The following is a 26,974-nucleotide window of genomic DNA, read 5'->3' on the forward strand; positions in this document are numbered from 1 at the left end:
AATAGCATTACTAATGTGTTATAATGAATCGATTAGCATTTTAACTGTGGTTGTGTTAATGAAAAATTCATCTTAAGTGTATGTAAATATAGGAGTATATAATGGAGAAGAAAACGCAGCACCCTGCCAGTGATTCATTTGTAAAAGGGGCTTTCATTTTAGGTATTACAGGTGTATTTGTTAAAATACTTGGCGCATTTTTTAAAATTCCTCTAGCCAATCTGCTTGGTCCTGAGGGGATGAGCTATTATTCAAGTGCTTATCCGATATACAATTTCTTCATCGTTCTAGCAACCGCTGGACTTCCTACCGCGATCGGTAAAATGATCTCAGAGCAGCGTGCACTAGGTGAATACGATAACATCGATCGTACGTTTAAGTCAGGTATGATGCTGATGACTGCAGTCGGTTTATTTGGTACTTTATTTATGTACTTTGGTGCTGACATGATCGTCGAAGGCATTAAAAATCCAAATGCAGCTCTAGCGTTTAAAGCTCTAGCACCTGCAATCGTTATCGTTTCTTTAATGGCAGTGTTTAGAGGCTATTTTCAAGGTTTCCAAAACATGAAACCATTTGCTATGTCTCAAGTATTTGAACAACTTGGTCGAGTCATCGTCGGATATGGATTGGCGATTTATTTTCTAGATCAAAGTTTGGAATTGGCTGCTGCGGGTGCAACATTTGGTGCAACCACAGGCGCAATCGCAGGACTTGGTATTATCTTTCTTACTTATATTAAGTTTAAAAAGAAGCATGCGAAGGAAATTGCGCATCAGTTGACTGGGAAGATTCTTTCTCACAGTGCTTTGATTAAACGCATCAGTATCATCGCAGTTCCTATTACGTTAGGTGCAGCAGTTATGCCTTTGATGAATACGATAGATGTTATGCTGGTTATGAATCGTTTAACAGATATCGGTATGGGAGAAAATGCGAATGATCTTTATGGTATGCTAAGTGGCTATGCTGCAACGTTGGTGAATCTACCTCAAGTTATAACCTCTGCTATTCAGATCAGCATCGTTCCTGCAGTAGCGGCATTATATGTAAGAAATGAAGCAAAGAACTTGAGTAGAACCATTCAAAACGGGATTCGAATGACTTTAATCATCAGTATGCCTGCGACCGCTGGTCTGGTTCTTTTATCACAACCAATTATGGAGCTGTTATATCCAAATCAGATTCAATACGCACAAACAACGGGACAAATTCTATCAATACTTGGATTTGGTGTTATCTTTTTAGGTATGTTCCAAGTAACCACAGGTGTTTTACAAGGAATTAGCATGCAAAATCGTCCAGCGATGAACCTTATGGTAGGTGCGATTATTAAAATCATTTTAACGTATGTTTTAGTTGGGATTCCAAGCATTAATATATATGGTGCGGCGATTTCCACTCTTGCTGCGTACGGAACTGCAACCACACTGAACTTAATCACAATGAAGCGCCATGCTAATATTACCTTTGATCCAAAGGTAGTCGTGCTTAAGCCTTTGATTGCAGTTTTGGTGATGAGCGTCGTCGTCGTTCTCGTTCATATGGGTTCACTTCTGATAATGCCATCTAAGCTTGCGACAGTAGCAGCAATTGGTATTGGAGTGATGGTTTACTTTATTATGCTATTCAAGACAAAGACCATCACAGAAGAAGATTACGCAATGATGCCGGGTGGTAGAAGACTTAAGAAAATCAATGATAAATTTTTTAAATAGAGGTGAGATATGTATCCGATAAAAATAGTAGGTATGGGACCGGGTGGAAAGGATTATTTAACACTTGCAGCGATGTCGGCGTTGACTGGTCAAGGAAAAGTCTATTTGAGAACGGATCGTCATCCAGTAGTAGAAGATTTGGTTCAAAGTGGAATGGTGTATACTTCGTTTGATGATTATTATGATCAGTTTGAAACCTTTGAAGAGGTTTACAGAGCGATTGCAGACGAAGTTAAACGACTCTCAGAGACTGAACCAGTCACATATGCAGTTCCAGGGAATCCCTTTGTTGCAGAAAAAACGGTCAGCTATCTTATGAACGAGGTTGCTGACCAAATCGAAATTGTACATGGTGCTAGTTTCATAGATGCAATCGTCACCGCATTACATTATGACCCTGTAGGGGGACTGGTAATAGCGGATGCCTTAAATATTGAAAACGAACGTATCGACACTTCGAAGGATCATTTATTTATTCAAGTTTATGATCAAACGACTGCGTCTATGCTTAAGCTTGAACTTATGAATTTTTGGCCAGATGAAAAAGGTGTCACTATTATCAAAGGTGCGGGTATTCCCAATGTAGAGATGATAAAAAAAGTGCCTTTATATGAGTTGGACCATCAGCCAGATGATTTTAATCATTTGACGAGCTTGTTTGTCTCTGGTGGTGAAGGCGTTAAGCATGAGCTTTTTGAACTTGAAAGCATAATGAGAAAGTTAAGAGCAGAAGACGGTTGCCCGTGGGATCGTGAGCAAACTCATGAGAGTTTGACACCTTACTTAATTGAAGAAGCGTATGAGGTAAAAGAAGCCATAGATGAGCAAGATGATGAAGCACTCGTCGATGAACTGGGAGATGTGCTTTTGCAAATTGTCTTTCACGCGACGATAGCGTCTGAAGACGGTTACTTTGAGATGAGTGATATCATCAAAGCGGTTTGTGACAAGATGATCAGAAGACATCCACATGTATTTTCGAATGTTGTGGTAAAGGATTCTGATGAGGTTTTGACCAATTGGCAGGCGATTAAAAATCAAGAAAAAGACTCGAAGAACGTCACAGATTCTATGTTGGCGGTTTCCAAAAGCTTACCGGGTCATATCCGCTCTCAAAAGGTTCAGAAAAAAGCTGCAGATGTCGGTTTTGATTGGAAATCCGCAAGTGATGCCGTTTCTAAGATAGAAGAAGAATTAAATGAAGTTAAGGAAGCACTTGTAAATGGCGATGAGGCGGCACTCCATGAAGAAATGGGAGATTTATTACTTATTATAGGTAATGTAGCAAGATTATCGGGCATAGATGCTGAGCAAGCACTAGTGGATGCTACTGAAAAGTTCATTAAAAGGTTCTCCTTTATAGAGGCAGAATTGGAAAAAGAAGGGTTAAGTCCTAGTCCTCAGTTACTAGAACGGATGGAGGCACTTTGGACACTCTCTAAAAAATGGTAGATTTTATAAAAAAATAAACGAAAACTCTTGTAAAAGTTGAAATTTCAACGTATACTAATAATAGTTAAAACAACTTAATATTTTAGGAGGTTTATTGTGAATAAAGCTGAATTAGTAGCTAGCATGGCTGAAAAATCTGGTTTAACAAAAAAAGATGCTGAATTAGCATTAAATGCTTTCATGAAGAGTGTTGAAGAAGAACTTGCTAAAAGCGGTAAAGTTCAATTAGTTGGCTTTGGTACTTTTGATGTTAGAGAAAGAAAAGAAAGAACTGGTAGAAATCCTAGAAATCCTAAAGAAACAATCAACATTCCTGCTTCAAAAGCTCCAGTTTTCAAAGCTGGTAAAGCATTAAAAGAAACTGTAAACGGATAATAAAACTTTTAAGAAAAAGCAGCCTAGCTGCTTTTTCTTGATTTTATAATACTATTTTTTATTTAACTGATTTTAAGACGTAATAATGTTTGAAACAGATACATAAAACGACATTTTATATGATAAAATAGAGTCAATAAATCTATAAAGTAGGTGACATCATGAGAATAGATAAATATTTAAAAAATGCAAGATTGATTAAGAGAAGAACTGTTGCAAAAGAAGCTTGTGACCAAGGTCGTGTACTAGTTGAAGGAAAAGAAGCAAAGCCTGGTACTGAAGTGAAAATCGGCGATCGAGTTGATTTGAAGCTAGGTCAAAAGACCATTTCTATACGGATTACTGCGATGGAAGAACACGTTACAAAAGAAACATCAAAACTGCTTTACGAGGTTATATCACAGGAAGAGTAGGTGACTGACTTGAAAAAAAAGCGTGGTAAGTTTATAAGACGTAATAGATTGACGTTGGTATTGCTGATATTGGTTGGCATCTATTTCGTTTACAATATGGTTCAAGCGGATCAGAAGCTTAAAGAACTAGAAGTTGCAAAAGCAGAATTAAATGAAGATATTACGGTGCTTGAGCATGAAATTAATCGTTTAGAGGATGAATACGCTTACTCAAAGACACCAGAGGCAGTTGAGAAAATAGCAAGAGAAAAGCTCAAAATGGTAAAACCAGATGAAATCATTTATTTGATAAAAGCATTGGAAGATGAAAAGAAGAACCAGGAAAATGGTGATTAAAAGGAGTTTTATGCGAATTGGATGTATTGACATAGGGACTAACTCAATTAGATTACTTTTGGCGAAGTTTGATGAAGGTAAGTTTAGTGAGGTGCATCGTGAGCTTGAGATGACTCGTCTCGGTTATAAAGTAAACGAAACGCGATTGCTAGACTCTGAAAGAATGAGAGCTTCAGTAGAGGTAATCGATGCTTATTATAAAAAGGCACTAGCATTTGGATCAGAATCCATTTTTATGATGGCGACGAGTGCGGTTAGAGATTCAAAAAACGCCAATATGTTTGATGCGATGGTTAAGAACAGAACGGGTCAAAATATTGATATTATACCGGGCGCACTGGAAGCAGAGGTTGGCTTTAAAGGCGTTCTGTTAGGGAGTGAAACGGATGGCAACTTGTTAATCATCGATATCGGTGGCGGTTCTACTGAACTTATTTTGGGTGATAGAACTGGTATAAAGTATGCAATAAGCCTCAATATCGGTGCCGTTCGATTAACGGGTGCTTATGTTTCTCATGATCCGATTACCTGTCAAGAAGTGCAAAAACTAAGAGAAATTGTGTCAGATAACATATCTCAGTCGATAGAAGAATTGCTTAAATTTCCAATTGATAAAGTCGTTGGGATTGGTGGTACAGCAACGACATATGCAACGATGGTGCATGCTGTAGCTGAATACACAAGAGAAAAGGTACACGGCTTGTACGTTGGATTAGATACACTTGCCCTTCAGAATAGCAAGCTGGAGAAAATGAATAATGAAGACAAACTTCATATTACTGGTTTAGACCCTAAACGTGCTGATATTATCTACGCAGGCGGCATCATTCTTGAAGAATTATTGACTACTTTAAAATTAGAAGGGTACTTTGTCAGTGATTACGATAATTTAGAAGGCTATACTGCTTATAAAATCGACCAAATGAAGCCTTAAAAACAACCCAATAAAGATAGTAAAATTTGATTAAATAAAGTGCTTTTAATATAAAAAAATCGGTTGACACACATTGAATTATCGTGTAATATTTAACTTGTCGCATCACACTGCGGTCCAGTAGTTCAGTTGGTTAGAACGCTAGCCTGTCACGCTAGAGGTCGAGGGTTCGAGTCCCTTCTGGATCGCCATTTAATTTTTTGTGACACAAAATATGCCCGATATGATTTGAGGGTATACACATATGCCGGTGTAGCTCAATTGGTAGAGCAACTGACTTGTAATCAGTAGGTCGCGGGTTCGAGTCCCATCACCGGCTCCATTAACAGCATTTGATAATCAAATGCTGTTTTATTTTTACCAAAATTAATGAAAAGTTTACATTGATGCCTTATATTGGCTATCATTAATGCTTAAGATAGATTAAGTAGAAAAAATGGAGGTGCACATGCTCAATAAACAAGTCGTAAAAGATGTATTAGCTGCAGCGATGTCTACAGGTGGCGATTTTGCTGAAGTATACGTTGAAGATCGCTATAACAACGCAATTGAAATGGTAAGTGGTAAAGTTGAGAAGTCACTGTCCGGTAGAGATTATGGCGTTGGTATTCGAATTTTCCAAGGCTTAAATAGTGTTTATACCTATACTTGTGAAAATGGTTCTTCACATTTAATTAGTGTGGCTAAAAAGGCAGCGGCAGCAATAAGTGGTATTCCAAAGTTTGCTGGCGTTGATTTTGCGATTACACAAAATGCAACGAATCATACGGTAAAGATTCTGCCAAGTAAAGTGGCTAAGAAAAATAAGATAGATCTCATGAGAGTTGGCTTTAATGCAGCTAAATCATCAAGTGAGTTGATTGATCAAGTGGTTGTCAATTATATGGATTACACTCAAAACGTTCTTGTGGCAAATACAGAGGGTGTATTCGCAGAGGATCAAAGAACGAGAACGCGATATACGGTGAGTGCAATTGCAAATCACGAAGGTAAAATGCAAGGCGGTAGTATCAATAAAGGTTCTGGTAAAGGCTTTGAGCTTTATGACGAGATTGATGTGGCGTGGATCGGTAAAGAGTCTGCCCGTATCGCGCTCACTATGCTAGATGCAAAGTCATCACCAAGTGGTAAGTTTCCAGTGGTGATGGATAACAAATTTGGCGGTGTTATTTTCCACGAAGCATGTGGACATGGTTTGGAAGCAACCTCTGTTGCAAAGGGGAACAGTGTATTTGCAGATAAGCTCGGACAAAAGATTGCGTCAGAGGTGGTTAATGCTGTGGATGACGGTACCGTTCCAAACGAGTGGGGCTCTGCAAACATCGATGACGAAGGAACGCCAACTCGACGTAATGTGTTGATTGAAAATGGTATATTGAAAGGCTACATGGTCGATCGTTTAAATGCAAGACGAATGAATCACGATGTAACGGGCTCGTCACGTAGACAATCCTACAAGTATGCGCCTACCTCTAGAATGACAAACACATATATCTTAAATGGTAAGGATAAATTTGAAGATATGATTCGTTCCATCGAGTACGGATTATACGCTAAGTATTTAGGTGGTGGTTCTGTAAACACTGCTACTGGAGAGTTTAACTTTGCGGTTGAAGAAGCCTACATCATCAAAAATGGTGAAATTCAAGAACCGGTTAAAGGCGCTACACTGATTGGTACTGGTGCTGAAATTTTAAATAAAATTGAAATGATTAGTGATAATTTTGATTCTGCAGAAGGCATGTGCGGTTCTGTGAGTGGATCGATTCCTGCTGGTCTTGGACAACCGGCGCTTAAAGTATCAGAAATTACTGTTGGCGGAAGGGAGGAGATCTAATGAACGAGAAGTGGATTGACCAATTATTTGAACTAGGTTCTAAAAAGGGATTTTCAGACCAAGAAGTCTATTATATGAAGAACAAAAGCACGGATATCTCCGTCTTTCAAGGCGAGATTGAAAAATTCAATCTGTCAGAGGATGGTGGTTTAAGCTATAGAGCGATTTTGAATGGTAAAGTAGGCTATGCTTATACAGAACTTTTTGATGAAACCTCTATAGAAATGCTTGTTAATGAAGCGTATCAAAATGCTGAAATTATCGAAACTGAGGATGAAATTTATTTCCATGATGGCTCAGGTGTTTATACGGAAATAGATAACTATAATGAAGCAATTGAAAAATCAAGCATCGAATCTAAAATTAATTTCATGAAAAATCTTGAAAAAGAGATTTTAACTAAAGATGAAAGAGTAAAACGATTGGCGCAAAACGGCTATGATGAGGTTTCTGGATCTCGTGTTATAAAAAATACCAGAGGACTGAACGTAACCGATCAATACAATTATTGTTTGGCGTATGCAATGTCGGTTGTTTCTGATGGCACGGATACAAGAACGGGGATTGGTTACGATGTTTCTGATGATTTTGAACAGTTATCAGCAAGTAAGATTGCAGATGAAACGACTTCAGAGGCATTGGCGATGCTGGGAGCAAGCTCAATGCCGTCAGGCATCTATCCGGTTGTTATAAAAAATGAAACCTTTGCGCAACTCATTAGTGCATACATGGGAATTTTCAATGCTGAGCGTGTTCAAAAGAACATGTCAAAATTAAAGGGGCATCTAGGTGAGACGATTGCATCAAAAGCTTTTACTTTGATTGATCATCCGCATCTTCAAGGCGCATTATCATCATCCTCGTTTGATGCTGAAGGCGTTGCGACGATTAAAAAAGCCATCGTAGAAGAAGGTAAATTAAATACGTTTCTCCACAACTTAAAAACAGCTAAAAAAGAGGGCATCACTTCAACAGGTAATGCTAGTAAAGGCTCTTATAAAGGGACGATAGGGATTGCGCCTAGTAACTTGATCATTGAATCTGGCGAACAAAGCTTTGATGAAGTGATTGAGGGGATTGATTCTGGTGTATATATTATTTCATTACAAGGGCTACACGCAGGTATTGACACGATTTCAGGTGATTTTTCACTCCAGTGCTATGGATTTGAAATTCAGTCTGGAAAATTAGGACGACCTGTGAGTCAAATTACACTTTCGGGCAATTTCTTTGATCTGTTAAAAGACATTGAATGCTTTGCAAATGATTTTAGATTTTCTATTTTATCAGGGTACTATACGGGTTCAGCATCAGTAAAAATCAATAATTTAACCATTTCTGGTGAATAGATTCTAATTTGTAACTCCAAACAGCTGATACAATATTTCAAATCAAATGACGTATTCATATTTTAAATAATAAATCATATGGGGCATATAATGGTAGCTAAAGTACTTGAAACAATTAAAACCTATAATATGATTCAAGAGGGTGAAACCTTAATCGTTGGTCTTTCTGGCGGTCCGGATTCATTGGCCTTAATAAATGTCCTTTATGATCTGAAAGATCAGTTGAAGGTAGAACTGGTCGCAGTGCACATTAACCATCTTTTAAGAGGTCATGACGCAGATGAAGATGAAAGGTTTGTAAAAACCTACTGTGATGAGAAGTCTATACCATTGCATATTTTTAGAAAAAACATCACGAAAATTGCTGAGGATCAGAAAAAATCGTTTGAAGAGGCGGGACGAAATGCAAGATATGAAGCCTTTGATTTGGTTGCAAGATCTTTTGACCATTATAAAATAGCGGTGGCGCATAATAAAAATGATATTTCAGAAACTTTTTTCATAAATCTTATGCGCGGTGCTGGCATCGATGGTTTAGCTTCTATTGACTATTGTCGCGAAGGACAGATCATTAGACCATTACTAAGCTGCTCTAGAAATGAAATAGAAGCTTATTGTGCTGCTTGTGAATTGACACCTAGAATTGATTGTACCAACATGGAAAATCACTATTTAAGGAATAAAATTAGAAATCAATTGATGCCAATGCTCAATGATGTTTTCGAACTGGATGCGGTAGAATCTATTTTTCGATCTACTGAGATTCTTAAAAATGAAAAGTCGTTTATTCAAAAGCATATTGAGGCAGTCTTCAATCGGATTGCTGTAAAGGAAACAGATACGATTATTTTAGAACTCTTGCCCTTTAATCAGTTGACGGATGCAGAGAAGTATCATCTTATTCGGATGTGTATTAAAAACTTAAGAGGACATCTTACCAATATTTCATATGATAAAATCTTAAGAATAGCCAACCTTAAAAGAGTTGGGGCAATGATCGAAATTGATTCTTGCTTTTCAGTAAGACTCGGCTCAAATCAACTTTATTTTTATAAGGATTCAAAGCTAAAAAAAGAGAACGAGTTCGAAGAAATTGAAACATTAAGAATAAAAAAAATCGACTTAGAAATGCTCAGCTCATATCAACTGAGTTCGACTCAAGTCGCAATAGATGCTGATAAAATTGTCGGCAATCTATCTGTTAGAAATAGGCAACCTGGCGATGCTTTTATCCCTCTTGGAATGAAGGGGAAAAAGAAGGTGAAATCGTTTTTTATTGATGAAAAGGTGCCATATATAAAACGAGATCAATTAAGGCTTGTATGTGATGAAGAGAAAATCATTTGGATTGAGAATATGCGGATTAGTGATCTTGTAAGGATTACTCCGGATACTAAAAACATCTGTATCTTGTCATTTCAATAACTTGTTGAACTCGATTAATTATGATAAAATAATATGATGTATACTCGATGAAGGAGGATGCTATGAAGAAAGGTTTGAAAGGTGCCTCGATTTATATCATGATTTTCATCGCAATTCTAGTTTTTGTAACAGTTAACGGTGTTAATGCACAAAAAACGGTCGAATTGACGTATGATGAATTTATGCTAAAATTGGGAAACGATCAAATTAAAGAAGTTCAAATAGACGGTAATAAGGTGACCGGTGCATTATTAGACGGTAGCGAATTCTCGACTTATGTTCCAAGCATGTTGGCACTTAAGACGGGAGATGTTATCGTTCAGTACATGGCTGATAATGATAACTTTGAACTCAATGGGATACCACCAGCAACGACACCGTTTCTGCTTGATATCCTACCGACTATTATTATGATTTTACTCCTTGTGGTTTTTTGGTTTGTATTTATGCAAAACTCTCAAGGTGGCGGATCAAAGGTTATGTCCTTTGGCAAAAGCCGTGCTAAAGTTGTAAAGGATAGTGGTAAAAAAATCACTTTTGCAGATGTAGCAGGACTTAAAGAAGAAAAAGAAGAAATGCAAGAAATCGTTGATTTCTTAAAAAATCCAAGAAAATACCTTTCGTTGGGTGCACGTATTCCTAAAGGCATACTTATGGTAGGCCCTCCAGGAACTGGTAAGACGTACTTATCAAAAGCTTGCGCAGGAGAAGCTGGCGTACCATTTTATACAATTTCAGGTTCTGATTTCGTTGAAATGTTTGTCGGTGTTGGTGCATCGCGTGTAAGAGATTTATTTGAAGAAGCTAAAAAGAATTCTCCTTGTATCGTCTTCATAGATGAGATTGATGCAGTAGGTAGAAGAAGAGGCGCTGGTCTTGGTGGTGGTCACGATGAAAGAGAACAAACCTTGAATCAATTGTTAGTTGAAATGGATGGTTTCGGCGACAATCAAGGCGTTATCGTTATAGCGGCTACAAACCGACCTGACATATTAGACCCTGCTTTGCTTAGACCTGGTCGTTTTGACAGACAAGTAATGGTAGGCGTTCCAGATGTTAGAGAGCGTGAACAAATTATAAAAATTCACTCTAAAAATAAACCAGTGGCAAATGATGTTGATTTTGCTAAGCTTGCTCAATCAACGCCAGGTTTTACACCCGCAGATTTAGAGAATGTCATGAATGAAGCAGCATTATTGTCAGCACGTAAAGATGACAAAGTGATTCGTATGGAATCTATTAAAGAAGCAATTACTAAAGTAATTGCTGGTGTTGAGAAGAAAAGCCGAATTGTTAGTGATAAAGAGAGAAAATTAACTGCTTATCACGAAGCAGGTCATGCTGTATTGGCTCAGGTACTTCCAGAATCAGATCCAGTTCATCAAGTGACGATTATTCCAAGGGGAAGAGCAGGTGGATTCACGATGCAGCTTCCTGAAGAGGATAGAAGCTATGCAACTAAAAAGGGAATGGAAAGAGAGTTAATCATTCTTTTAGGTGGTCGTGTGGCAGAAAGCTTGGTGCTCGGTGATATCAGTACTGGCGCGCAAAACGATTTAAGTAGAGTTACTAAAATTGCTAAGGCTATGGTTATGAAATATGCAATGAGTGACAATCTTGGCTCTATGAGCTATGATTCAGAAGATGAGGTGTTCTTAGGTAGAGACTTTACTTCTATGAAAAACTACTCAGAGCATGTTGCAGCTGAAATTGATAGAGAAGTAAGAAACATCGTAGATACAGCTTATGATAAAGCGAAATCTTTATTAGAAGAAAATCTTGATAAACTTCATGTTATAGCTGAAGCGCTTCTTAAATTTGAAACGATTAGTGGTGAAGAATTCTTGTTGGCGTTTAATGAAGGCATTGATGTCCTTGCTGACAAAATCGATACGGTTAAGAGTCAAGTAGAAGAAGAAAGACGTCAAGCACGTGAGCAAGAGGAACTTGAAAGAATTGCTTATGAAAAATTAAAAGCTCAAAAAGAGAAAGAAGAGATGGAACGTAAAAATGACAATCCTTTCTCAGATGTGCCAACAAATTCATAGGAAAGTTAATTGTAAACCCCACACTTTTTTAAAGGTGTGGGGTTTTTAATATCAATACAACATTTTACAAGAAAAGTCTTTTAATGCCATAGCCTGTAATGGTATGATAGTCATAATAATGAGGAAAAAAGGGCTAGCAAAAGAGGAGGGTATTATGCATCAATTAAAAGTAGGTGATCGTTTTACTTCTGAGTTAATAGTAGAAGAAAAACACACTGCAGCAGCATTTGGGAGTGGCAGTATTTTTGTGTTTTCAACACCAATGATGATTGGACTTATGGAAAATGCAGCACTTAATTGTGCGGGTGAAGGTCTATCAGAAGGCTATAGTACTGTCGGTACTTTTGTTAATGTTAAACACAATGCAGCAACACCAATGGGTATGAAAGTAACCGCAACTGCTGAGCTATTAGAAATTGAAGGCAAAAAATTGCTTTTTAAAGTTGAAGCGTTTGATGAGATGGATAAAATAGGCGAAGGGACTCACGGTAGATATATTATTGAGTCAAAACCGTTCCTTGAGAGAGTGAACCAAAAGGCACAATCAAAATAGGGAGGTATAGGATGAGAGGCATAGAAGCAAAAGAGGTAACTCAAAAAGTTAAAGAAGCCTGCATAACGATCAACTATGAAATAGATCCTTTGGTTAGGGGTGCGTTTGAATCTGCTAAAACAGTTGAAGCATCGCAAATTGGGCTGAATATCATCAATGATTTAATAGAGAATTCAGAGATTGCCAAAACCTATAAAGCGCCTATCTGCCAAGATACTGGTATGATTGTGGCATTTGTAAAGCTTGGTCAAGAGATTCAAATAAAAGGTGGCTCCCTTGAACAAGCGATTCATCAAGGTATCCGAGAAGGATATGATGAGGGCTATCTGAGAAAATCAGTTGTGTCAGATCCTTTGCTACGTAAAAATTCGAGTGATAATACGCCAGGCGTTATCTATTATGAAGTGGTTGAAGGAGATGTGTTTGAAATAGAGCTTGCTGCTAAAGGTTTTGGTAGCGAGAATATGTCTAGATCAAAGATGTTAAAGCCTTCAGATGGTATTGAAGGGGTTAAGGCTTTTGTAATTGAGACCGTTGAACAAGCTGGATCAAATCCTTGTCCACCTATTGTCGTCGGTATTGGTATAGGTGGTACTTTGGATAAGGCCGCTTATATCGCTAAAAAAGCTTTACTTAGACCTCTTGGTAGCCATCACAGAGATGAACATATAAAGCAACTAGAAATTGAACTACTAGATAAAATCAACAATTTGGGAATTGGTCCTCAGGGATTAGGTGGAACGACGACTGCGCTTGCAGTACACGCAGACACTTTCCCTACTCATATTGCTGGATTACCTGTCGTTGTTAATATCAATTGTCATGCCTCAAGGCATCAAAAAGTTGTTTTATAGAAGGTGAATATGGATAAAATTAGAATAAACACACCGCTTACTGAAGAGGTTGTAAAATCATTAAAATCAGGAGATCAAGTACTCATAACTGGAGAAATTTTCACTGCAAGAGATGCGGCACATTTGAGACTGGTTAATCTTCTAAATGAAGGTAAAGAATTACCAATGGATTTTAACGGTCAGATTGTTTACTATGCTGGTCCATCACCTGCTAGACCGGGCGAGGTTATCGGGGCATGTGGCCCAACCACTAGCTATAGAATGGACGATTTGACACTACCACTTTTAGAAAAAGGCTTAAAAGGGATGGTAGGAAAAGGAAAGAGAAATAACGTTGTCATCGAGGGTATGAAAAGACATAAAGCGGTTTATTTTGCCGCTATCGGCGGTGCAGGTGCTTTAATTGCAAATAGCATTAAAAGCAATACTGTTGTCGCATTTGAAGATCTAGGTCCAGAAGCGCTTCGATGCTTAAAGGTAGAAGATTTCCCAGCTATAGTCGTAATAGATACAGAAGGTAACAACTTATACGACAGCGAACCTGAGAAATTTAGAAAATAACCTAGCGTCAGGTTGTATGGATGCGATCGCCCTAAAAGAGATAAAAGATCAAGGGGGAAATTATGATAAGAGAATATTATAATGCTAATGCATCAGGTATGATTGAACACACTTTGAAATTAGATCTACAGCCCATTTATGAGAAATTCGAAAAACACCTTAAACCAGGAGCGAAACTTTTAGACGTCGGATTTGGCTCTGGAAGAGATAGCTTGCATTTTGATGCAAAGGGTTACGAGGTGGTTTCTATCGATTTTGCAGCTGAAGTCTATAATAGAGGGAAAATTCTTCTAAATACAGAAGTACTTCTCGTCGATGTTAAAGACATCAAATACAAAAATGAGTTTGATGCTATTTGGGCGAGTGCGGTATTTTTCCATTTTAAAGAAGATGAGCTGAAGGATGTTTTAAAACGATGCTACGAAGCGTTGTTACCTAATGGCGTGATTTATTTATCTTTTAAATATGGTAAAGATGAATTAATCAGACATGGTCGATTCTTTAATGATTTTGATGAGACTAAGTTCAGAGCGCTCTATGATCAATTGGAAGGTTTTGAGTTGACTGAAATGTGGCAAACGCAAGATGCAAGACGTGATCATATTGAACAATATTGGCTAAATGTGATTTTAACTAAAAAGTAAGCAAATGGTACGTATAATATTATTCCCTTTACACATTTTATTCATCATGTGTAGAGGGAATTTTTTATTTAGCCACAATCTCGCTTGTGGTAAAATCTGCTATCAAGTACATGATAAAAATCTGAAGGGTGGATAACTGACGATTTTTACAATTAAAATGAAAGTATAATTGCATGCAAGTTTTCTTGCAAGGGGATTTTAGTAATAAAATCTTCATTTTTTTATAAAAAAGTAATAAAAGTATACAATTATACTTTGTCAAAAACAATGTAATTTGACTGGATTTATGATATTCTAGTAGAGGTAAAACCCCGATGCGGAGAAAAAATGGTGAAGGAGGATTTAGAATGTTTGATAAAGATCAAATTTCTATTCTTAAAGCAGCTGTAGATAAAGAGAATGCTAAAACGCAAGAAAAATTGCAAAAAAGACCAGAACGTAAAAAAGAATTCACAACAGGTTCAGGCGCACCAGTTAACAGATACTACACACCAGTAGATATCGCAGATATCGATTATATGAACGATATCGGCTTGCCAGGACAATATCCATTTACACGTGGTGTACAACCAACGATGTACAGAGGACAATTCTGGACGATGAGAATGTACGCAGGCTTTGCAACAGCAGAAGAGTCAAACAAGCGTTACAAGTTCTTAGTTGAGCAAGGATCAAGCGGATTATCAGTAGCATTCGACTTACCAACCCAAATCGGATATGACTCAGATCATCCACTTTCAGAAGGTGAAGTAGGAAAAGTAGGCGTTGCCATCGACTCATTAGCAGATATGGAAATCCTATTTGACGGTATTCCACTCGATAAAGTAAGTACATCTATGACAATCAACGCACCAGCATCTGTTTTACTTGCAATGTACATCGCAGTAGCAGAAAAACAAGGTGTGTCATCAGAAAAATTAAGAGGAACGATCCAAAACGATATCTTAAAAGAGTACATCGCAAGAGGAACGTACATTTTCCCAACAGAGCCATCTATGCGTTTGATCACAGATATCTTTGAATTCTGTTCAAAAGACGTACCACTTTGGAATACGATCTCAATCTCAGGTTACCACATTAGAGAAGCGGGCTCAACTGCAGCACAAGAAGTGGGCTTTACACTAGCAGATGGTATCGCATACGTAGAAGCAGCAGTAAAAGCAGGCTTAAACGTAGATGACTTTGCACCGAGATTATCGTTCTTCTTCAACGCACACAACGATTTATTAGAAGAAGTATCAAAATATAGAGCAGCAAGAAGATTATGGGCACGCATCATGAAAGACAGATTTGGTGCAACTAACCCAAAATCAATGCAACTTAAATTCCACACACAAACTGGTGGCTCGACATTAACGGCGCAACAACCAGAAAACAACATCGTAAGGGTAGCAATCCAAACGCTTGCAGCTGTACTTGGCGGAACGCAAAGCTTACACACTAACTCAAAAGATGAGGCGCTTGCATTACCAACAGAAGATTCAGTAAGAGTAGCGCTTAGAACACAACAAATCGTCGCAAATGAGAGCGGTGTTGCAGAAGTTGTCGATCCATTAGCAGGTTCGTACTACATTGAAGCAAAAACAAAAGAAATCGAAGATGCAGCAATGGCATATATCCAAAAAATCGATGAAATCGGTGGCGCAACAAAAGCGATTGATATGGGCTATATCCAACAAGAAATCATGGATGCATCATATGATTATCAAAAGAAAGTAGAGTCAGGTGAAATCATCGTCGTAGGTATGAACAAATACCAAATCGAAGAAGAAGCACCAAAAGGTTTATTACGTGTTGACCCATCAGTAGGCCAAATGCAAAAGAATAAGCTGGTTGAACTTAGAAGCAAACGTGACAACGGACAAGTAGAAGCAACACTCAGTGCATTAAGAGCAGCATGTAATGGTACAGACAACGTAATGCCATACATCTTAAATGCAGTAAGAGCATATGCAACACTTGGCGAGATCTGTGGCGTCATGAGAGAAGAGTTTGGCGAATACCAACAATCAGTGAATTTATAAGAGCCGAGAGAATGAGGAGGAACGGACATGGAAAGACCAATTAGAGTATTAGTAGCAAAGCCGGGATTAGACGGTCATGATAGAGGCGCGAAAGTTATCGCAAGAGCACTCAGAGATGCAGGGATGGAAGTTATCTACACAGGTTTAAGACAAACACCAGAGCAAATCGTAAGTGCAGCGATCCAAGAAGACGTAGATTGTGTAGCGATGAGTATCTTATCAGGCGCACACAACACTTTATTACCAAAAGTAGTAGAGCAGTTAAAAGCAGAAGGTGCAGATGATATCTTAGTCATCGGTGGCGGCGTAATTCCACAAGACGATATCCCATTCTTAAAAGAGAATGGCATTAAAGAAATCTTCACACCAGGCACACCAACACAAGTGACAATCGACTTCATCAAAGCAAACGTTAATTTATAGAAGTCTTTAGCGAATGCTTGGTGCAAATGACATCATAAATTAAGATAACCAAATTAATAAGCCTGCTATGTAATACATAGCAGGCTTAGAATAAATAAGCACGTTCAATCAAGAAAAACGGTTGACGAGAAAGAGGTTGAAATGGATATTAAGCAAAAAATTCTCAGCCATGATAAACGTGCAGCAGCAAGACTTATTTCTATGGTAGAGAATAAAGATCCAGAAGGACTCGCAATATTAAAGGACCTTTATTCGCATAGCGGAAACGCATATGTCGTCGGCATAACAGGCCCCCCTGGTGCCGGAAAAAGTACCTTAACCGATAAGCTCACTAAGTTGTTGCGTAAACAGGGAAAAACAGTAGCCATCGTAGCGGTGGATCCGACATCTCCATTTACTGGAGGTGCCATTTTGGGCGATAGAGTCCGAATGAATGACCTTAGTACAGACAAGGGCGTCTTTATTAGAAGCATGGGTGCTCGCGGCCACTTAGGTGGTATTTCAGAGGCAACTTCAGCAGCGATTAAGATCTTAGATATTTATGGCGTAGATGTCATATTTGTTGAGACCGTTGGTGTTGGACAATCTGAAATTGATATTGTTAAAAACTGTGATACAACGTTAATGGTAATGGTTCCAGGTTTAGGTGATGACATTCAAGCCATAAAAGCAGGTGTAATGGAAATCGGTGATGTTTTTGCAGTCAACAAGGCAGATCGTGATGGTGCAAAAAGAACGGCTCGTGAAATCGATATGATGCTCGATTTTAACAAAGGAATCGATTGGCGTCCTCCTGTCAATTTAGTTGTTGCCTATGAAAACCAAGGTGTAGACGTTTTGTTAGAATCGATTATGTCACATCGCGACTACCTCATGAGTTCTGGTAAGTTTATCGAAAGAAGAACGAATAATGCAAAGAGCGAAATTGTCGAAATGATCAAAGAGCGTATCGAAAGATCAATCCTTGATAATTCTAGAAATGAAGAAAAGCTCGACGATTTGTCTCAGCAAATAGTAGAGAGAACCGTAGATCCTTTTAGTGTTGTTGATCAGCTGTTTGAAGCGTACAAAGCAGCACTTGGCGAGTAATTTTAGGACGTCAACTTTATAGACAAAGGGTTTATTAATATTAATCAAAAGTAAAGGAACACTTAATTTATGAAAGTCAACAAGGCTATCAGTTAATTTGTTCCGTTTACAGTTTTTTTTAAGACTGTTAGAATTTAATAGAATTGGAGAGTGTATATGAAAGCGTTAAAAGTAGATCATATTGGTATTGCAGTGAAAGATCTAAATGAAACATTAAGCTTTTACCAAGATGTGCTTGGTCTTGAACTCGCTGGCACAGAAGTTGTAGAAGACCAAAAAGTAAAAGTTGCATTTTTACCTGTAGGAGATACAGAAATTGAGCTTTTAGAGTCAACTTCTGAGGATGGTCCAATTGCAAAGTTTATCGAAAAAAATGGTGAAGGTATTCAGCATATCGCTTTTAAGGTAGATGATATCGAGGAAGCGATCGCTTACATGAAATCCAAAGGGATGATGATGATCGATGAAGTCCCACGCTATGGCGCTGGTGGCGCAAAGATTGCGTTTGTTCATCCTAAGAGCTCAAAAAGAGTTCTTGTAGAATTAAGTCAAAGATAAGAAAAGGGATTTGGAGGTTTAAGATGTCTGTTAACAAACTTGATGATTTGAGACAGAAGAAAGCTAAAATCCTCGCAGGAGGCGGTACAAAGCGTATCGAGAAACAACATGCGAGTGGCAAATTAACGGCTAGAGAGAGACTTGATATTCTCTTTGACGAAGGTTCGTTTGTCGAACTCGATGCTTTCGTAAAACACAGATGTACTAATTTTGGTATGGAAGAAGTGGATGCGCCTGCAGAAGGTGTAGTAATCGGTTATGGTAAAGTTGATGGCAGATTGGTTTATGCTTATTCTCAAGACTTTACAGTAGTTGGTGGTTCTCTTGGTGAGATGCATGCCGCTAAAATAGTGAAAGCTATGGACAATGCACTTAAGATGGGCGCGCCAATCGTTGGTCTCAATGACTCTGGTGGTGCACGTATTCAAGAAGCAGTGGATGCATTATCTGGTTATGGTAAGATCTTTTACAGAAACACTTTAGCATCAGGTGTTATTCCACAAATCACAGCAATCATGGGACCATGTGCTGGTGGTGCGGTTTATTCGCCTGCATTAACTGACTTTATCTTCATGGTGAATCAGACTTCTCAAATGTTTATCACAGGACCACAGGTTATTAAAACGGTTACTGGTGAAGAAGTTACGGCTGAGGCACTTGGTGGTGCTATGACGCACAACTCAGTGAGTGGTGTCGCTCAATTCATGTCAGATAATGATGAAGCGTGTATCCTTGAAATTAGAAGACTTCTTAGCTTCTTACCTTCAAACAATATGGAAACAGCACCTGAATACCTTTGTGAAGGTGATTTAAGTGCACTAGATGAAACACTTAATACGATTATTCCTGAGAATCCTAACAAACCTTATGACATGTTCGATGTTATTAGAGCGTTGGTTGACGAAGGCGATTATATGGAATATCAGCCACATTTTGCTAAGAACATTATTACTTGTCTTGCAAGATTAAATGGCAAAACAGTTGGTATCATTGCAAATCAACCTAAGGTAAACGCAGGTTGTTTAGATGTAAATGCATCTGATAAGTCAGCAAGATTCATCAGAACTTGTGATGCTTTTAATATTCCACTATTAAATCTAGTTGACGTTCCTGGGTTCTTACCTGGTACGACTCAAGAGTACGGTGGTATTATCCGTCACGGCGCGAAAATGCTTTACGCATACAGTGAAGCAACTGTACCTAAGTTAACGATGATTACTCGTAAAGCTTACGGTGGTGCATATCTTGCTATGTGTTCAAAAGACCTTGGTGCAGATATGGTTCTTGCTTGGCCTTCTGCTGAGATCGCAGTAATGGGACCTCAAGGCGCTGCAAACATTATTTTCAGAGGTGAAATTCAATCTTCTGAGAACCCTGTTGAGACAAGAGCTAGAGTGATTCAAGAATATACTGATGAGTTCGCAACGCCATATAAAGCGGCTGAACGCGGATTTGTTGACGATGTTATAGAGCCTGCTCAAACAAGAGCTAGATTAATTGACGCGTTTGATATGTTAGCATCAAAACGTGAAATTAGACCTTCTAAAAAGCACGGCAATATCCCATTATAAGAGAGGTAAATAGATGAGTGCGTTAGAACAATTTAAGCATGCTGATTCCTTTGCGCAAATGTCATTAGGAGATAAGCTTGCTGCAACTGGGCAAGTCATCCTCTTAGGTATGGGCATCACTTTTATCGCTTTAATTTTAATTTGGTTTTTAACAGTTTTAATGTCAAAAGCGATTAGAAGCATTGAAAAAAGCAGCGAAGTAAAGAATGTTAAACAACCGGTAGTTGTAACACAAAAACAACCAGAAGTAGTGATGACTTCAAATGAAGACGATGAAGAGTTGATCGCCGTTATATCCGCAGCGATTGCGGCTAGTTTAAACACTTCAGTTCAAACGATCAGAGTCACCAACATTAGACGTATCCAAGATACGACACCGACTTGGGGACAGTTGGGACGTAGTGATGTCATGAAAGCAAGATTTTAATAATCATTAGATTGGATGGAGGATAACATGAAGAAGTTTAATATAACGGTAAACGGCAAATCATATGAAGTTGAAGTAGAAGAATTAGGTGGCGTAGCATCTGCACCAGTTAGCAGACCAGCTGCACCAGTAGCATCTGCACCAAAAGCAGCTCCAGCACCTGCAGCAGCGCCTAAAGCTGCACCAGCACCAGCTCCAGTAGCAGGCGATGGCGAAGTAGTGGCATCTCCAATGCCTGGAACTATCCTTGATATTAAAGTGAACGTTGGCGATACTGTAGCGAGTGGTGCGGTATTACTCATCCTAGAAGCGATGAAAATGGAAAATGAAATCATGGCACCAGTAGCAGGTACAGTTAAATCAATCACAGTATCAAAAGGTGCATCAGTAAATTCAGGAGACGTTTTAGTTGTAATCGGTTAATCGATCACAGACTAAAATCGAAAGGAGATACAAGATGCTACAAACAATAAATGATTTTTACCTGTCAACTGGTATTGCCAATATGACAGTTGGAAACGGCATCATGATCCTCATCGCGTTTATTCTGATGTTCCTAGCGATTAAGAAGGGTTTTGAACCGTTATTGTTAATCCCAATCTCATTTGGTATGTTCCTTACGAACTTACCACTGGCTGGCCTAATGGCTGAACCTGTAATGGGTGCAGATGGTCACGTCGCTGAGATTGGTGGTTTATTATACTATTTATATCAAGGGGACCACTTGGGCATCTTCCCACCACTTATCTTCTTAGGGGTTGGCGCGATGACAGACTTTGGTCCATTGATTGCAAATCCAAAGTCACTTTTACTAGGTGCAGCAGCACAGTTTGGTATCTTCATAACGTTCTTAGGTGCAATCGCATCAGGTCTGTTTACACCAACTGAGGCAGCATCTATTGGTATCATAGGTGGTGCAGATGGTCCAACAGCGATCTTCTTATCATCGAAATTAGCACCGCACTTACTAGGATCAATCGCAGTAGCGGCATATTCATATATGGCACTGGTACCTGTTATTCAGCCGCCAATTATGAAAGCACTAACAACAAAGGAAGAAAGAAAAATCGTTATGAAACAGCTTAGACCTGTTTCTAAACTTGAGAAAATTGTCTTCCCAATTATGACAACACTGATCGTATCTCTTATCGTACCACCGGCAGCAGCGCTAGTAGGGATGTTGATGCTGGGTAACCTCTTTAAGGAGTCGGGTGCGGTAACACGTTTAAGTGATACAGCGCAAAATGCACTCATGAACATCGTAACGATTTTCCTTGGTGTAACCGTAGGTGCCACTGCTTCAGCAGAAGCATTCTTAAATATAAAGACGATTGCAATCATGGCGTTAGGCGTTATCGCGTTTGCATTTGGTACAGCAGCAGGTGTTATCTTAGCGAAGATTATGAATAAGGTGACAAAAGATCCGGTTAATCCACTCATCGGTTCAGCGGGTGTATCTGCAGTACCAATGGCAGCACGTGTTTCGCAAGTTGTCGGTCAAAAGGAAAATCCAGGGAACTTCCTACTCATGCATGCCATGGGTCCGAACGTTGCTGGTGTAATTGGATCAGCCGTATCAGCAGGTGTGTTGTTATCTCTGTTCCAAGGTTTCTAATAAGGTATACATGCGGATTAAATGATAACTGCCAAAATCTAGACTTAATTTTTTTAAGTCTAGATTTTTTACGTTTACGCCATTTTGTTTTTATTTTTGACAGGTTTTATGTTATGCTATAGGTTGAGTAATTATTAGAAGGTGAATATGAAAACTCAAATTTTAAATTTGTTAAAATCAAATCCAGACAGCTACGTCTCAGGGGAGCAAATCAGTGAACAATTAGGTGTTTCAAGAACTGCGGTTTGGAAACACATTAAAACACTGAAAGCGGAAGGCTATGCGATTGATTCGGTAAACAATAAAGGTTACCGTTTGATTTCTGATACAGATGAAATCAATCGTTCTTCATTAGAGAGTGTTATCAATCAATATTCATTTTTAGATTTTGGAAGATACCATAGTTCAATAGACTCTACTAATTCAGAAGCAAAAAGACTTGCGATTGATGGCGATACTCAAGGGATCGTCGTAGCAGGTGAACAGACAAAAGGCAAGGGACGACTTGGTCGTGATTGGGCATCAGAAAACGGTACAGGATTGTGGATGAGCTTGCTGCTAAGACCAAATCTAAATCCAGAGGTTGTATCGGCAATCACACTTGTTGCCGCTGCAGCGATGACAGAGGCGATTGAATCTCTGGCAGAAGTTAAGGTCGGTATTAAATGGCCCAATGATCTTGTAGTTAATGGGAAAAAAGTTTGTGGTATTTTAACTGAAATGAGTGCTGAAATTAATAGGCTTCATTATATTGTCATCGGTATAGGGGTAAATGTCGCTCAGTTGCATTTTCCTGAAGAGCTATCTGCTAAAGCGACTTCTTTGAAGTTGGAAGGCGTAAGCCTATCACCCAAAAACCTACTTGAAAGATTTTTGGAAACCTTTGCAAGATGCTATGGCGAATTTTTAAATAGTGAGATGTCGCGTATTATCGAGTTCCATAAGAGTCACTCAGTAACTTTGGGAAAAGATGTCAAACTGGTCACCCCAACGAATGAGCGAATGGCATACGCGGTGGATATCAATGAAGATGGTAGTTTAACGGTTCAAAATGAAACCGGGCATTTAGAAAAGATTTTTACGGGCGAAGTTTCAGTCCGAGGAATAGATCAATATGTTTAATTGGGAGGCTTTATGTTATTAACCTTCGACGTAGGTAACTCAAATATAGTAATGGGTGTATTTGAAAATGATCAGTTGATTACAAATTGGCGGATGGCGACGGATTACTCGAAATCTGCTGATGAAATCGGCATTTTTATTCATCAGCTTTTTGCACATGAGAAGCTCGATGTCAATGCGGTGGAAGATATCATTATTTCTTCTGTAGTACCTCATGTTATGTATTCGCTTCAACACATGACTCAAAAGTATTTTAATAGAGAAGCAATCGTAATCGGTCCTGGTATTAAAACAGGTATGAACATTAAGTACGACAATCCTAGACAAGTAGGTGCGGATCGTATCGTTAATGCGGTGGCTGGATTTAAAAAATATGGCGGACCATTGGTCATCGTTGATTTTGGAACCGCAACGACTTTTTGTGCAATCAGTGATAAATGTGAGTATCTCGGTGGCGCAATCCTACCAGGTATTAAGATCTCTGCAGATGCATTGTTTGAAAGAGCGGCGAAATTGACGAGAGTTGAGCTGATTAAGCCGGATCATATTATCTGTAAAAATACGACTCAAAGTATTCAAGCGGGTATGATCTATGGTTATGTAGGTAGTGTCGATTATATCGTTAAGAAAATGGTTGAAGAGCTTGGTGGTGGCGAGGTGAAAGTTATCGCTACTGGTGGTTTGTCTACTTTGATTGCATCTGAGTCAGAACAAATTGAAGTTGTAGATAAATTCTTAACGCTTGATGGTTTGAATTATATTTACCATATGAATCGTCCTAAAAAGACAGTCTAGATCAAATGGTATCATTGAATTGAAGTAGGTAATGAATGAATTTAAGTAAAATGATGGAAGTGGTCGTTGCACCAATGGCTGGTGTAACGGATCTTCCTTATAGAAAAATCATGCGCAAGTTTCACGATGGCCTTATGGTGAGTGAGATGGTGAGCGTAAGTGCTCTCTATTATAAGGATAAGAAAACAGCACAGCTTATGAACTTTGATAGTAGTGAACATCCGGTTGCACTTCAGGTTTTTACCGCTGATGTAGATAAACTCGAAGCAATTATGCCGATTTTAAATGCACATTCAAATGAGATTCTTGATTTTAATATGGGATGCCCTGCTCAGAAAATCGTCAGCAATGGTGAGGGGTCAGCACTTATGAAAACGCCAGATATTGCAGAGGGGATTTTGCGTAAAGCAGTACAGCTATCAACCAAACCGGTTACAGTTAAGTTTAGAAAAGGCTGGGATGATAAGAGCATTAATGCGGTTGAATTTGCACAAATGGCTGAATCCGCAGGTGTTAGTGCGATTGCCTTACATGGTAGAACGCGAGAACAGATGTACAATGGTCATGCGGATTGGGAAATTATTAAACGTGTTAAAGAAGCGGTAAAGATTCCGGTAATCGGGAATGGTGATATTTTTTCAGCTGACGATGCAAAAAGAATGAAGGACACAACTGGTTGTGATGGTGTCATGATTGGTCGAGGTTTACAAGGGAATCCATGGCTATTGAAAGAAGTAGCCACATATCTGGAAACCGGTGAGAAAATCGAACATCCAAGTCGTGATGAAAAAAAGGAAATTGCTATTGAACATTTTAATTTGCTAATTGCTTACAAAGGGCTTCATATTGCTGTACTTGAAATGAGAAAGCATGCAGCATGGTATTTTAAAGGTATTAATCATGCAGCAATTTTCAAGAATGAAATAAATAAAGCCAATACACCTGAGCAAGTGATTCGTATTTTGACGAATGCTTTCTCACAAGAGTAGTTGTCTCGGGCAACTTTAATTAAGATAAAATGCGGCGTTTATGCAGATTGACTTTAAAAGTTGCAACGCATATAATATCACCAACGAGTATTTTTATAAAGTTCGGATGAATAGCCGCTTAAAATAAAGTATGGAGGGAAAGTATGGAGAATTTAAGTGAAGTTTTACAAGTTAGACGTGATAAACTCGCACATTTAAGAGAAATAGGTCAAGATCCATTTAAGATAGAAAAATATGACCGAACAAACTTTACAACTGATATTTTAAACGATTTTGAAGGTTATGAAGGCAAAGCTGTTAGAATAGCAGGTCGTATCATGGCTAAGAGAGATATGGGAAAAGCTTCTTTTATTGATATCCAAGATAGTGAAGGTAAAATTCAATCTTATGTAAGAAAAGATGCTATTGGAGAAGAAGTATACGATATATTTAAAACATATGACATCGGTGACATCATCGGTTTATCTGGTACTGTATTTAGAACTCAAAAAGAAGAAATTTCAATTAAAGCAGATGGCGTAATTTTATTATCTAAGTCTTTACAAGTTCTACCTGAAAAATGGCATGGACTTAAAGACCAAGAAATTAGATATAGACAAAGATACGTTGACTTAATTGTTAATCCAGAAGTAAAAGAAAAATTCTTAATGCGTTCAAAAATCATTAAAACTATGAAAGCTTACTTTGATGAAGAGGGTTTCTTAGAAGTGGATACACCAGTTTTAAGTACTATCGCTGGTGGTGCTTCAGCTAGACCATTTATTACACATCATAATACACTAGATATCGATATGTATATGCGTATCGCAAATGAGCTTTATCTAAAGAGATTAATCGTTGGTGGCTTTGATAGAGTTTATGAAATGGGTAAAATGTTCCGCAATGAAGGTATGAGCATGAAACACAATCCAGAGTATACTGCGGTTGAGTTATACGCTGCATATGAAGATTATGATTATATGATGCGTCTTACTGAAACAGTTGTTGCTAGATGCTGTGAAGCGGTACACGGCACTACTGAAATAGAATTCCAAGGCACAAAGTTAGACTTTACACCACCTTGGAGACGTGCTTCAATGCATGATCTTGTTGAGCAAAAGACAGGTGTTAATTTCTATGCGTTTGAAACAGATGAAGAAGCTAAGAAAGTAGCAAAAGAGAAGTTACATTTAGAGGTAGAAAAACACTATACTAAAGGTCATTTGGTTAACCTTGCGTTTGAAGAGTTCTGTGAAAGTGACTTGGTTCAACCGACATTTGTTTTACACCATCCAGTAGAAGTTTCGCCACTTGCTAAACGTAATCCGGATAATCCAGCGATTACGAACCGCTTCGAAGCTTTCGTTAATACTTGGGAAATTGCAAACGCGTTCTCTGAGTTAAATGACCCTATCGATCAAAAACAAAGATTTGAAGATCAATTAAAGCAACGTGAAGCGGGTGACGATGAAGCTCACATGATGGATGATGACTTCGTAAACGCACTTGAAGTAGGTTTACCTCCAACAGGTGGTTTAGGAATCGGTGTAGATCGACTCATTATGCTCCTTACAGATAGCGTTTCAATTAGAGATGTTATTTTATTCCCGACGATGAAACCAATTAAATAATTAAATATAATTAAGAAATTCATTTTATGATGAGTTTTGATATTAATAGTATCGTAAAAGCTGCTTGGTTTTAATTCCTAAGCAGCTTTTTTTATTAAACTTCGATTGAACTAGTAGTAAAATCTGAAGGAGTGATGTCTAAAGATTTATATTAGGCTAGTGGGTTTAAGTTAAAAAAATGATTTTTTGGAGTGATAAGTGTTAAACTTGAGAAATTTCATAGTTGAGAAAAAAGTAATTAAACTCGAGAAC

General features: G+C 38.3%; 26 protein-coding genes and 2 tRNA genes. All 28 read left to right on the plus strand.

From position 1 onward, the window contains the following. The first annotated feature begins 101 nt into the window (after positions 1 to 101). The 28 genes from AC4PID_RS10645 (at position 102) to lysS (ending at position 26,722) form a co-directional block, all read left to right on the plus strand. Positions 102 to 1,718, plus strand: a complete 1,617-nt coding sequence (locus AC4PID_RS10645; protein ID WP_492131992.1) for a putative polysaccharide biosynthesis protein — start codon at positions 102 to 104, stop codon at positions 1,716 to 1,718. A gap of 9 nt (positions 1,719 to 1,727) precedes the next feature. Beyond that, complete coding sequence (gene yabN / locus AC4PID_RS10650) at positions 1,728 to 3,170, plus strand: bifunctional methyltransferase/pyrophosphohydrolase YabN (RefSeq protein ID WP_492131993.1); 1,443 nt, start codon at positions 1,728 to 1,730, stop codon at positions 3,168 to 3,170. 96 nt (positions 3,171 to 3,266) lie between these two features. Continuing rightward, entirely contained in the window at positions 3,267 to 3,545 is a 279-nt protein-coding gene (locus tag AC4PID_RS10655) for an HU family DNA-binding protein (RefSeq protein WP_492131994.1), read from the plus strand. Positions 3,546 to 3,706: 161 nt separating this feature from the next. Further along, a complete protein-coding gene (locus AC4PID_RS10660) occupies positions 3,707 to 3,958 on the plus strand; it encodes an RNA-binding S4 domain-containing protein (protein ID WP_492131995.1) in 252 nt (83 codons plus the stop codon). Positions 3,959 to 3,967: 9 nt separating this feature from the next. Further along, a complete protein-coding gene (locus tag AC4PID_RS10665) occupies positions 3,968 to 4,294 on the plus strand; it encodes an FtsB family cell division protein (RefSeq protein WP_492131996.1) in 327 nt (108 codons plus the stop codon). A 10-nt stretch (positions 4,295 to 4,304) separates the two neighbouring features. Beyond that, entirely contained in the window at positions 4,305 to 5,228 is a 924-nt protein-coding gene (locus tag AC4PID_RS10670) for a Ppx/GppA phosphatase family protein (protein WP_492131997.1), read from the plus strand. A gap of 114 nt (positions 5,229 to 5,342) precedes the next feature. After that, positions 5,343 to 5,419 (plus strand) — tRNA-Asp (locus AC4PID_RS10675). A gap of 55 nt (positions 5,420 to 5,474) precedes the next feature. Then, a tRNA-Thr gene (locus tag AC4PID_RS10680) sits at positions 5,475 to 5,550 on the plus strand. A 126-nt stretch (positions 5,551 to 5,676) separates the two neighbouring features. After that, positions 5,677 to 7,065 (plus strand): TldD/PmbA family protein, encoded by a 1,389-nt coding sequence (locus tag AC4PID_RS10685; RefSeq protein ID WP_492131998.1) that lies wholly within the window; start codon positions 5,677 to 5,679, stop codon positions 7,063 to 7,065. Further along, complete coding sequence (locus AC4PID_RS10690) at positions 7,065 to 8,414, plus strand: TldD/PmbA family protein (protein ID WP_492131999.1); 1,350 nt, start codon at positions 7,065 to 7,067, stop codon at positions 8,412 to 8,414. Before AC4PID_RS10685 ends, AC4PID_RS10690 begins: the two co-directional genes overlap by 1 nt. 90 nt (positions 8,415 to 8,504) lie before the next feature. Continuing rightward, complete coding sequence (tilS, locus tag AC4PID_RS10695; RefSeq protein WP_492132000.1) at positions 8,505 to 9,839, plus strand: tRNA lysidine(34) synthetase TilS; 1,335 nt, start codon at positions 8,505 to 8,507, stop codon at positions 9,837 to 9,839. Positions 9,840 to 9,901: 62 nt separating this feature from the next. After that, positions 9,902 to 11,887 (plus strand): ATP-dependent zinc metalloprotease FtsH, encoded by a 1,986-nt coding sequence (ftsH, locus tag AC4PID_RS10700; RefSeq protein ID WP_492132001.1) that lies wholly within the window; start codon positions 9,902 to 9,904, stop codon positions 11,885 to 11,887. A 154-nt stretch (positions 11,888 to 12,041) separates the two neighbouring features. After that, entirely contained in the window at positions 12,042 to 12,440 is a 399-nt protein-coding gene (locus AC4PID_RS10705; RefSeq protein ID WP_492132002.1) for a thioesterase family protein, read from the plus strand. Between the two features lie 11 nt (positions 12,441 to 12,451). After that, positions 12,452 to 13,294, plus strand: coding sequence for a fumarate hydratase (locus AC4PID_RS10710; protein WP_492132003.1), 843 nt, complete (start codon positions 12,452 to 12,454; stop codon positions 13,292 to 13,294). 9 nt (positions 13,295 to 13,303) lie between these two features. Then, the gene (locus AC4PID_RS10715) at positions 13,304 to 13,855 is read left to right on the plus strand and encodes a Fe-S-containing hydro-lyase (protein WP_492132004.1); all 552 of its coding nucleotides are present in this window, start codon (positions 13,304 to 13,306) and stop codon (positions 13,853 to 13,855) included. Between the two features lie 62 nt (positions 13,856 to 13,917). Continuing rightward, a complete protein-coding gene (locus AC4PID_RS10720) occupies positions 13,918 to 14,499 on the plus strand; it encodes a class I SAM-dependent methyltransferase (protein ID WP_492132005.1) in 582 nt (193 codons plus the stop codon). A gap of 347 nt (positions 14,500 to 14,846) precedes the next feature. Further along, a complete protein-coding gene (locus tag AC4PID_RS10725) occupies positions 14,847 to 16,523 on the plus strand; it encodes an acyl-CoA mutase large subunit family protein (protein WP_492132006.1) in 1,677 nt (558 codons plus the stop codon). A gap of 27 nt (positions 16,524 to 16,550) precedes the next feature. Beyond that, positions 16,551 to 16,946 (plus strand): cobalamin B12-binding domain-containing protein, encoded by a 396-nt coding sequence (locus tag AC4PID_RS10730; RefSeq protein WP_492132007.1) that lies wholly within the window; start codon positions 16,551 to 16,553, stop codon positions 16,944 to 16,946. Between the two features lie 141 nt (positions 16,947 to 17,087). Continuing rightward, the gene (gene meaB, locus AC4PID_RS10735; RefSeq protein WP_492132008.1) at positions 17,088 to 18,035 is read left to right on the plus strand and encodes a methylmalonyl Co-A mutase-associated GTPase MeaB; all 948 of its coding nucleotides are present in this window, start codon (positions 17,088 to 17,090) and stop codon (positions 18,033 to 18,035) included. A 156-nt stretch (positions 18,036 to 18,191) separates the two neighbouring features. Next, a complete protein-coding gene (mce, locus tag AC4PID_RS10740; protein ID WP_492132009.1) occupies positions 18,192 to 18,593 on the plus strand; it encodes a methylmalonyl-CoA epimerase in 402 nt (133 codons plus the stop codon). Between the two features lie 23 nt (positions 18,594 to 18,616). Next, a complete protein-coding gene (gene mmdA / locus AC4PID_RS10745; protein ID WP_492132010.1) occupies positions 18,617 to 20,164 on the plus strand; it encodes a methylmalonyl-CoA decarboxylase subunit alpha in 1,548 nt (515 codons plus the stop codon). Positions 20,165 to 20,177: 13 nt separating this feature from the next. Next, positions 20,178 to 20,591: an OadG family protein gene (locus AC4PID_RS10750; protein ID WP_492132011.1), complete on the plus strand. Its 414-nt coding sequence runs from the start codon at positions 20,178 to 20,180 to the stop codon at positions 20,589 to 20,591. Positions 20,592 to 20,618: 27 nt separating this feature from the next. Beyond that, complete coding sequence (locus AC4PID_RS10755) at positions 20,619 to 21,014, plus strand: biotin/lipoyl-containing protein (protein ID WP_492132012.1); 396 nt, start codon at positions 20,619 to 20,621, stop codon at positions 21,012 to 21,014. A gap of 34 nt (positions 21,015 to 21,048) precedes the next feature. Further along, positions 21,049 to 22,206, plus strand: a complete 1,158-nt coding sequence (locus tag AC4PID_RS10760; RefSeq protein WP_492132013.1) for a sodium ion-translocating decarboxylase subunit beta — start codon at positions 21,049 to 21,051, stop codon at positions 22,204 to 22,206. Between the two features lie 147 nt (positions 22,207 to 22,353). Continuing rightward, a complete protein-coding gene (locus tag AC4PID_RS10765) occupies positions 22,354 to 23,328 on the plus strand; it encodes a biotin--[acetyl-CoA-carboxylase] ligase (protein ID WP_492132014.1) in 975 nt (324 codons plus the stop codon). 12 nt (positions 23,329 to 23,340) lie between these two features. After that, on the plus strand, positions 23,341 to 24,123 hold the full coding sequence (locus AC4PID_RS10770; RefSeq protein ID WP_492132015.1) for a type III pantothenate kinase: 783 nt from the start codon (positions 23,341 to 23,343) through the stop codon (positions 24,121 to 24,123). A gap of 35 nt (positions 24,124 to 24,158) precedes the next feature. Next, positions 24,159 to 25,112, plus strand: coding sequence for a tRNA dihydrouridine synthase DusB (dusB, locus tag AC4PID_RS10775; RefSeq protein WP_492132016.1), 954 nt, complete (start codon positions 24,159 to 24,161; stop codon positions 25,110 to 25,112). Between the two features lie 143 nt (positions 25,113 to 25,255). Beyond that, the gene (gene lysS / locus AC4PID_RS10780) at positions 25,256 to 26,722 is read left to right on the plus strand and encodes a lysine--tRNA ligase (protein WP_492132017.1); all 1,467 of its coding nucleotides are present in this window, start codon (positions 25,256 to 25,258) and stop codon (positions 26,720 to 26,722) included. Positions 26,723 to 26,974: the final 252 nt, after the last annotated feature.

Source organism: Fusibacter sp. QWL-12 (assembly GCF_058683495.1).

What these genes read in the sequence shown, in the direction of transcription:
- AC4PID_RS10645 (WP_492131992.1), top strand. Translation starts at nt 102, where the DNA reads ATGGAGAAGAAAACGCAGCACCCTGCCAGTGATTCATTTGTAAAAGGG.
- yabN (WP_492131993.1), top strand. Translation starts at nt 1,728, where the DNA reads ATGTATCCGATAAAAATAGTAGGTATGGGACCGGGTGGAAAGGATTAT.
- AC4PID_RS10660 (WP_492131995.1), top strand. Translation starts at nt 3,707, where the DNA reads ATGAGAATAGATAAATATTTAAAAAATGCAAGATTGATTAAGAGAAGA.
- AC4PID_RS10670 (WP_492131997.1), top strand. Translation starts at nt 4,305, where the DNA reads ATGCGAATTGGATGTATTGACATAGGGACTAACTCAATTAGATTACTT.
- AC4PID_RS10685 (WP_492131998.1), top strand. Translation starts at nt 5,677, where the DNA reads ATGCTCAATAAACAAGTCGTAAAAGATGTATTAGCTGCAGCGATGTCT.
- AC4PID_RS10690 (WP_492131999.1), top strand. Translation starts at nt 7,065, where the DNA reads ATGAACGAGAAGTGGATTGACCAATTATTTGAACTAGGTTCTAAAAAG.
- tilS (WP_492132000.1), top strand. Translation starts at nt 8,505, where the DNA reads ATGGTAGCTAAAGTACTTGAAACAATTAAAACCTATAATATGATTCAA.
- ftsH (WP_492132001.1), top strand. Translation starts at nt 9,902, where the DNA reads ATGAAGAAAGGTTTGAAAGGTGCCTCGATTTATATCATGATTTTCATC.
- AC4PID_RS10705 (WP_492132002.1), top strand. Translation starts at nt 12,042, where the DNA reads ATGCATCAATTAAAAGTAGGTGATCGTTTTACTTCTGAGTTAATAGTA.
- AC4PID_RS10710 (WP_492132003.1), top strand. Translation starts at nt 12,452, where the DNA reads ATGAGAGGCATAGAAGCAAAAGAGGTAACTCAAAAAGTTAAAGAAGCC.
- AC4PID_RS10715 (WP_492132004.1), top strand. Translation starts at nt 13,304, where the DNA reads ATGGATAAAATTAGAATAAACACACCGCTTACTGAAGAGGTTGTAAAA.
- AC4PID_RS10720 (WP_492132005.1), top strand. Translation starts at nt 13,918, where the DNA reads ATGATAAGAGAATATTATAATGCTAATGCATCAGGTATGATTGAACAC.
- AC4PID_RS10725 (WP_492132006.1), top strand. Translation starts at nt 14,847, where the DNA reads ATGTTTGATAAAGATCAAATTTCTATTCTTAAAGCAGCTGTAGATAAA.
- AC4PID_RS10730 (WP_492132007.1), top strand. Translation starts at nt 16,551, where the DNA reads ATGGAAAGACCAATTAGAGTATTAGTAGCAAAGCCGGGATTAGACGGT.
- meaB (WP_492132008.1), top strand. Translation starts at nt 17,088, where the DNA reads ATGGATATTAAGCAAAAAATTCTCAGCCATGATAAACGTGCAGCAGCA.
- mce (WP_492132009.1), top strand. Translation starts at nt 18,192, where the DNA reads ATGAAAGCGTTAAAAGTAGATCATATTGGTATTGCAGTGAAAGATCTA.
- mmdA (WP_492132010.1), top strand. Translation starts at nt 18,617, where the DNA reads ATGTCTGTTAACAAACTTGATGATTTGAGACAGAAGAAAGCTAAAATC.
- AC4PID_RS10750 (WP_492132011.1), top strand. Translation starts at nt 20,178, where the DNA reads ATGAGTGCGTTAGAACAATTTAAGCATGCTGATTCCTTTGCGCAAATG.
- AC4PID_RS10755 (WP_492132012.1), top strand. Translation starts at nt 20,619, where the DNA reads ATGAAGAAGTTTAATATAACGGTAAACGGCAAATCATATGAAGTTGAA.
- AC4PID_RS10760 (WP_492132013.1), top strand. Translation starts at nt 21,049, where the DNA reads ATGCTACAAACAATAAATGATTTTTACCTGTCAACTGGTATTGCCAAT.
- AC4PID_RS10765 (WP_492132014.1), top strand. Translation starts at nt 22,354, where the DNA reads ATGAAAACTCAAATTTTAAATTTGTTAAAATCAAATCCAGACAGCTAC.
- AC4PID_RS10770 (WP_492132015.1), top strand. Translation starts at nt 23,341, where the DNA reads ATGTTATTAACCTTCGACGTAGGTAACTCAAATATAGTAATGGGTGTA.
- dusB (WP_492132016.1), top strand. Translation starts at nt 24,159, where the DNA reads ATGAATTTAAGTAAAATGATGGAAGTGGTCGTTGCACCAATGGCTGGT.
- lysS (WP_492132017.1), top strand. Translation starts at nt 25,256, where the DNA reads ATGGAGAATTTAAGTGAAGTTTTACAAGTTAGACGTGATAAACTCGCA.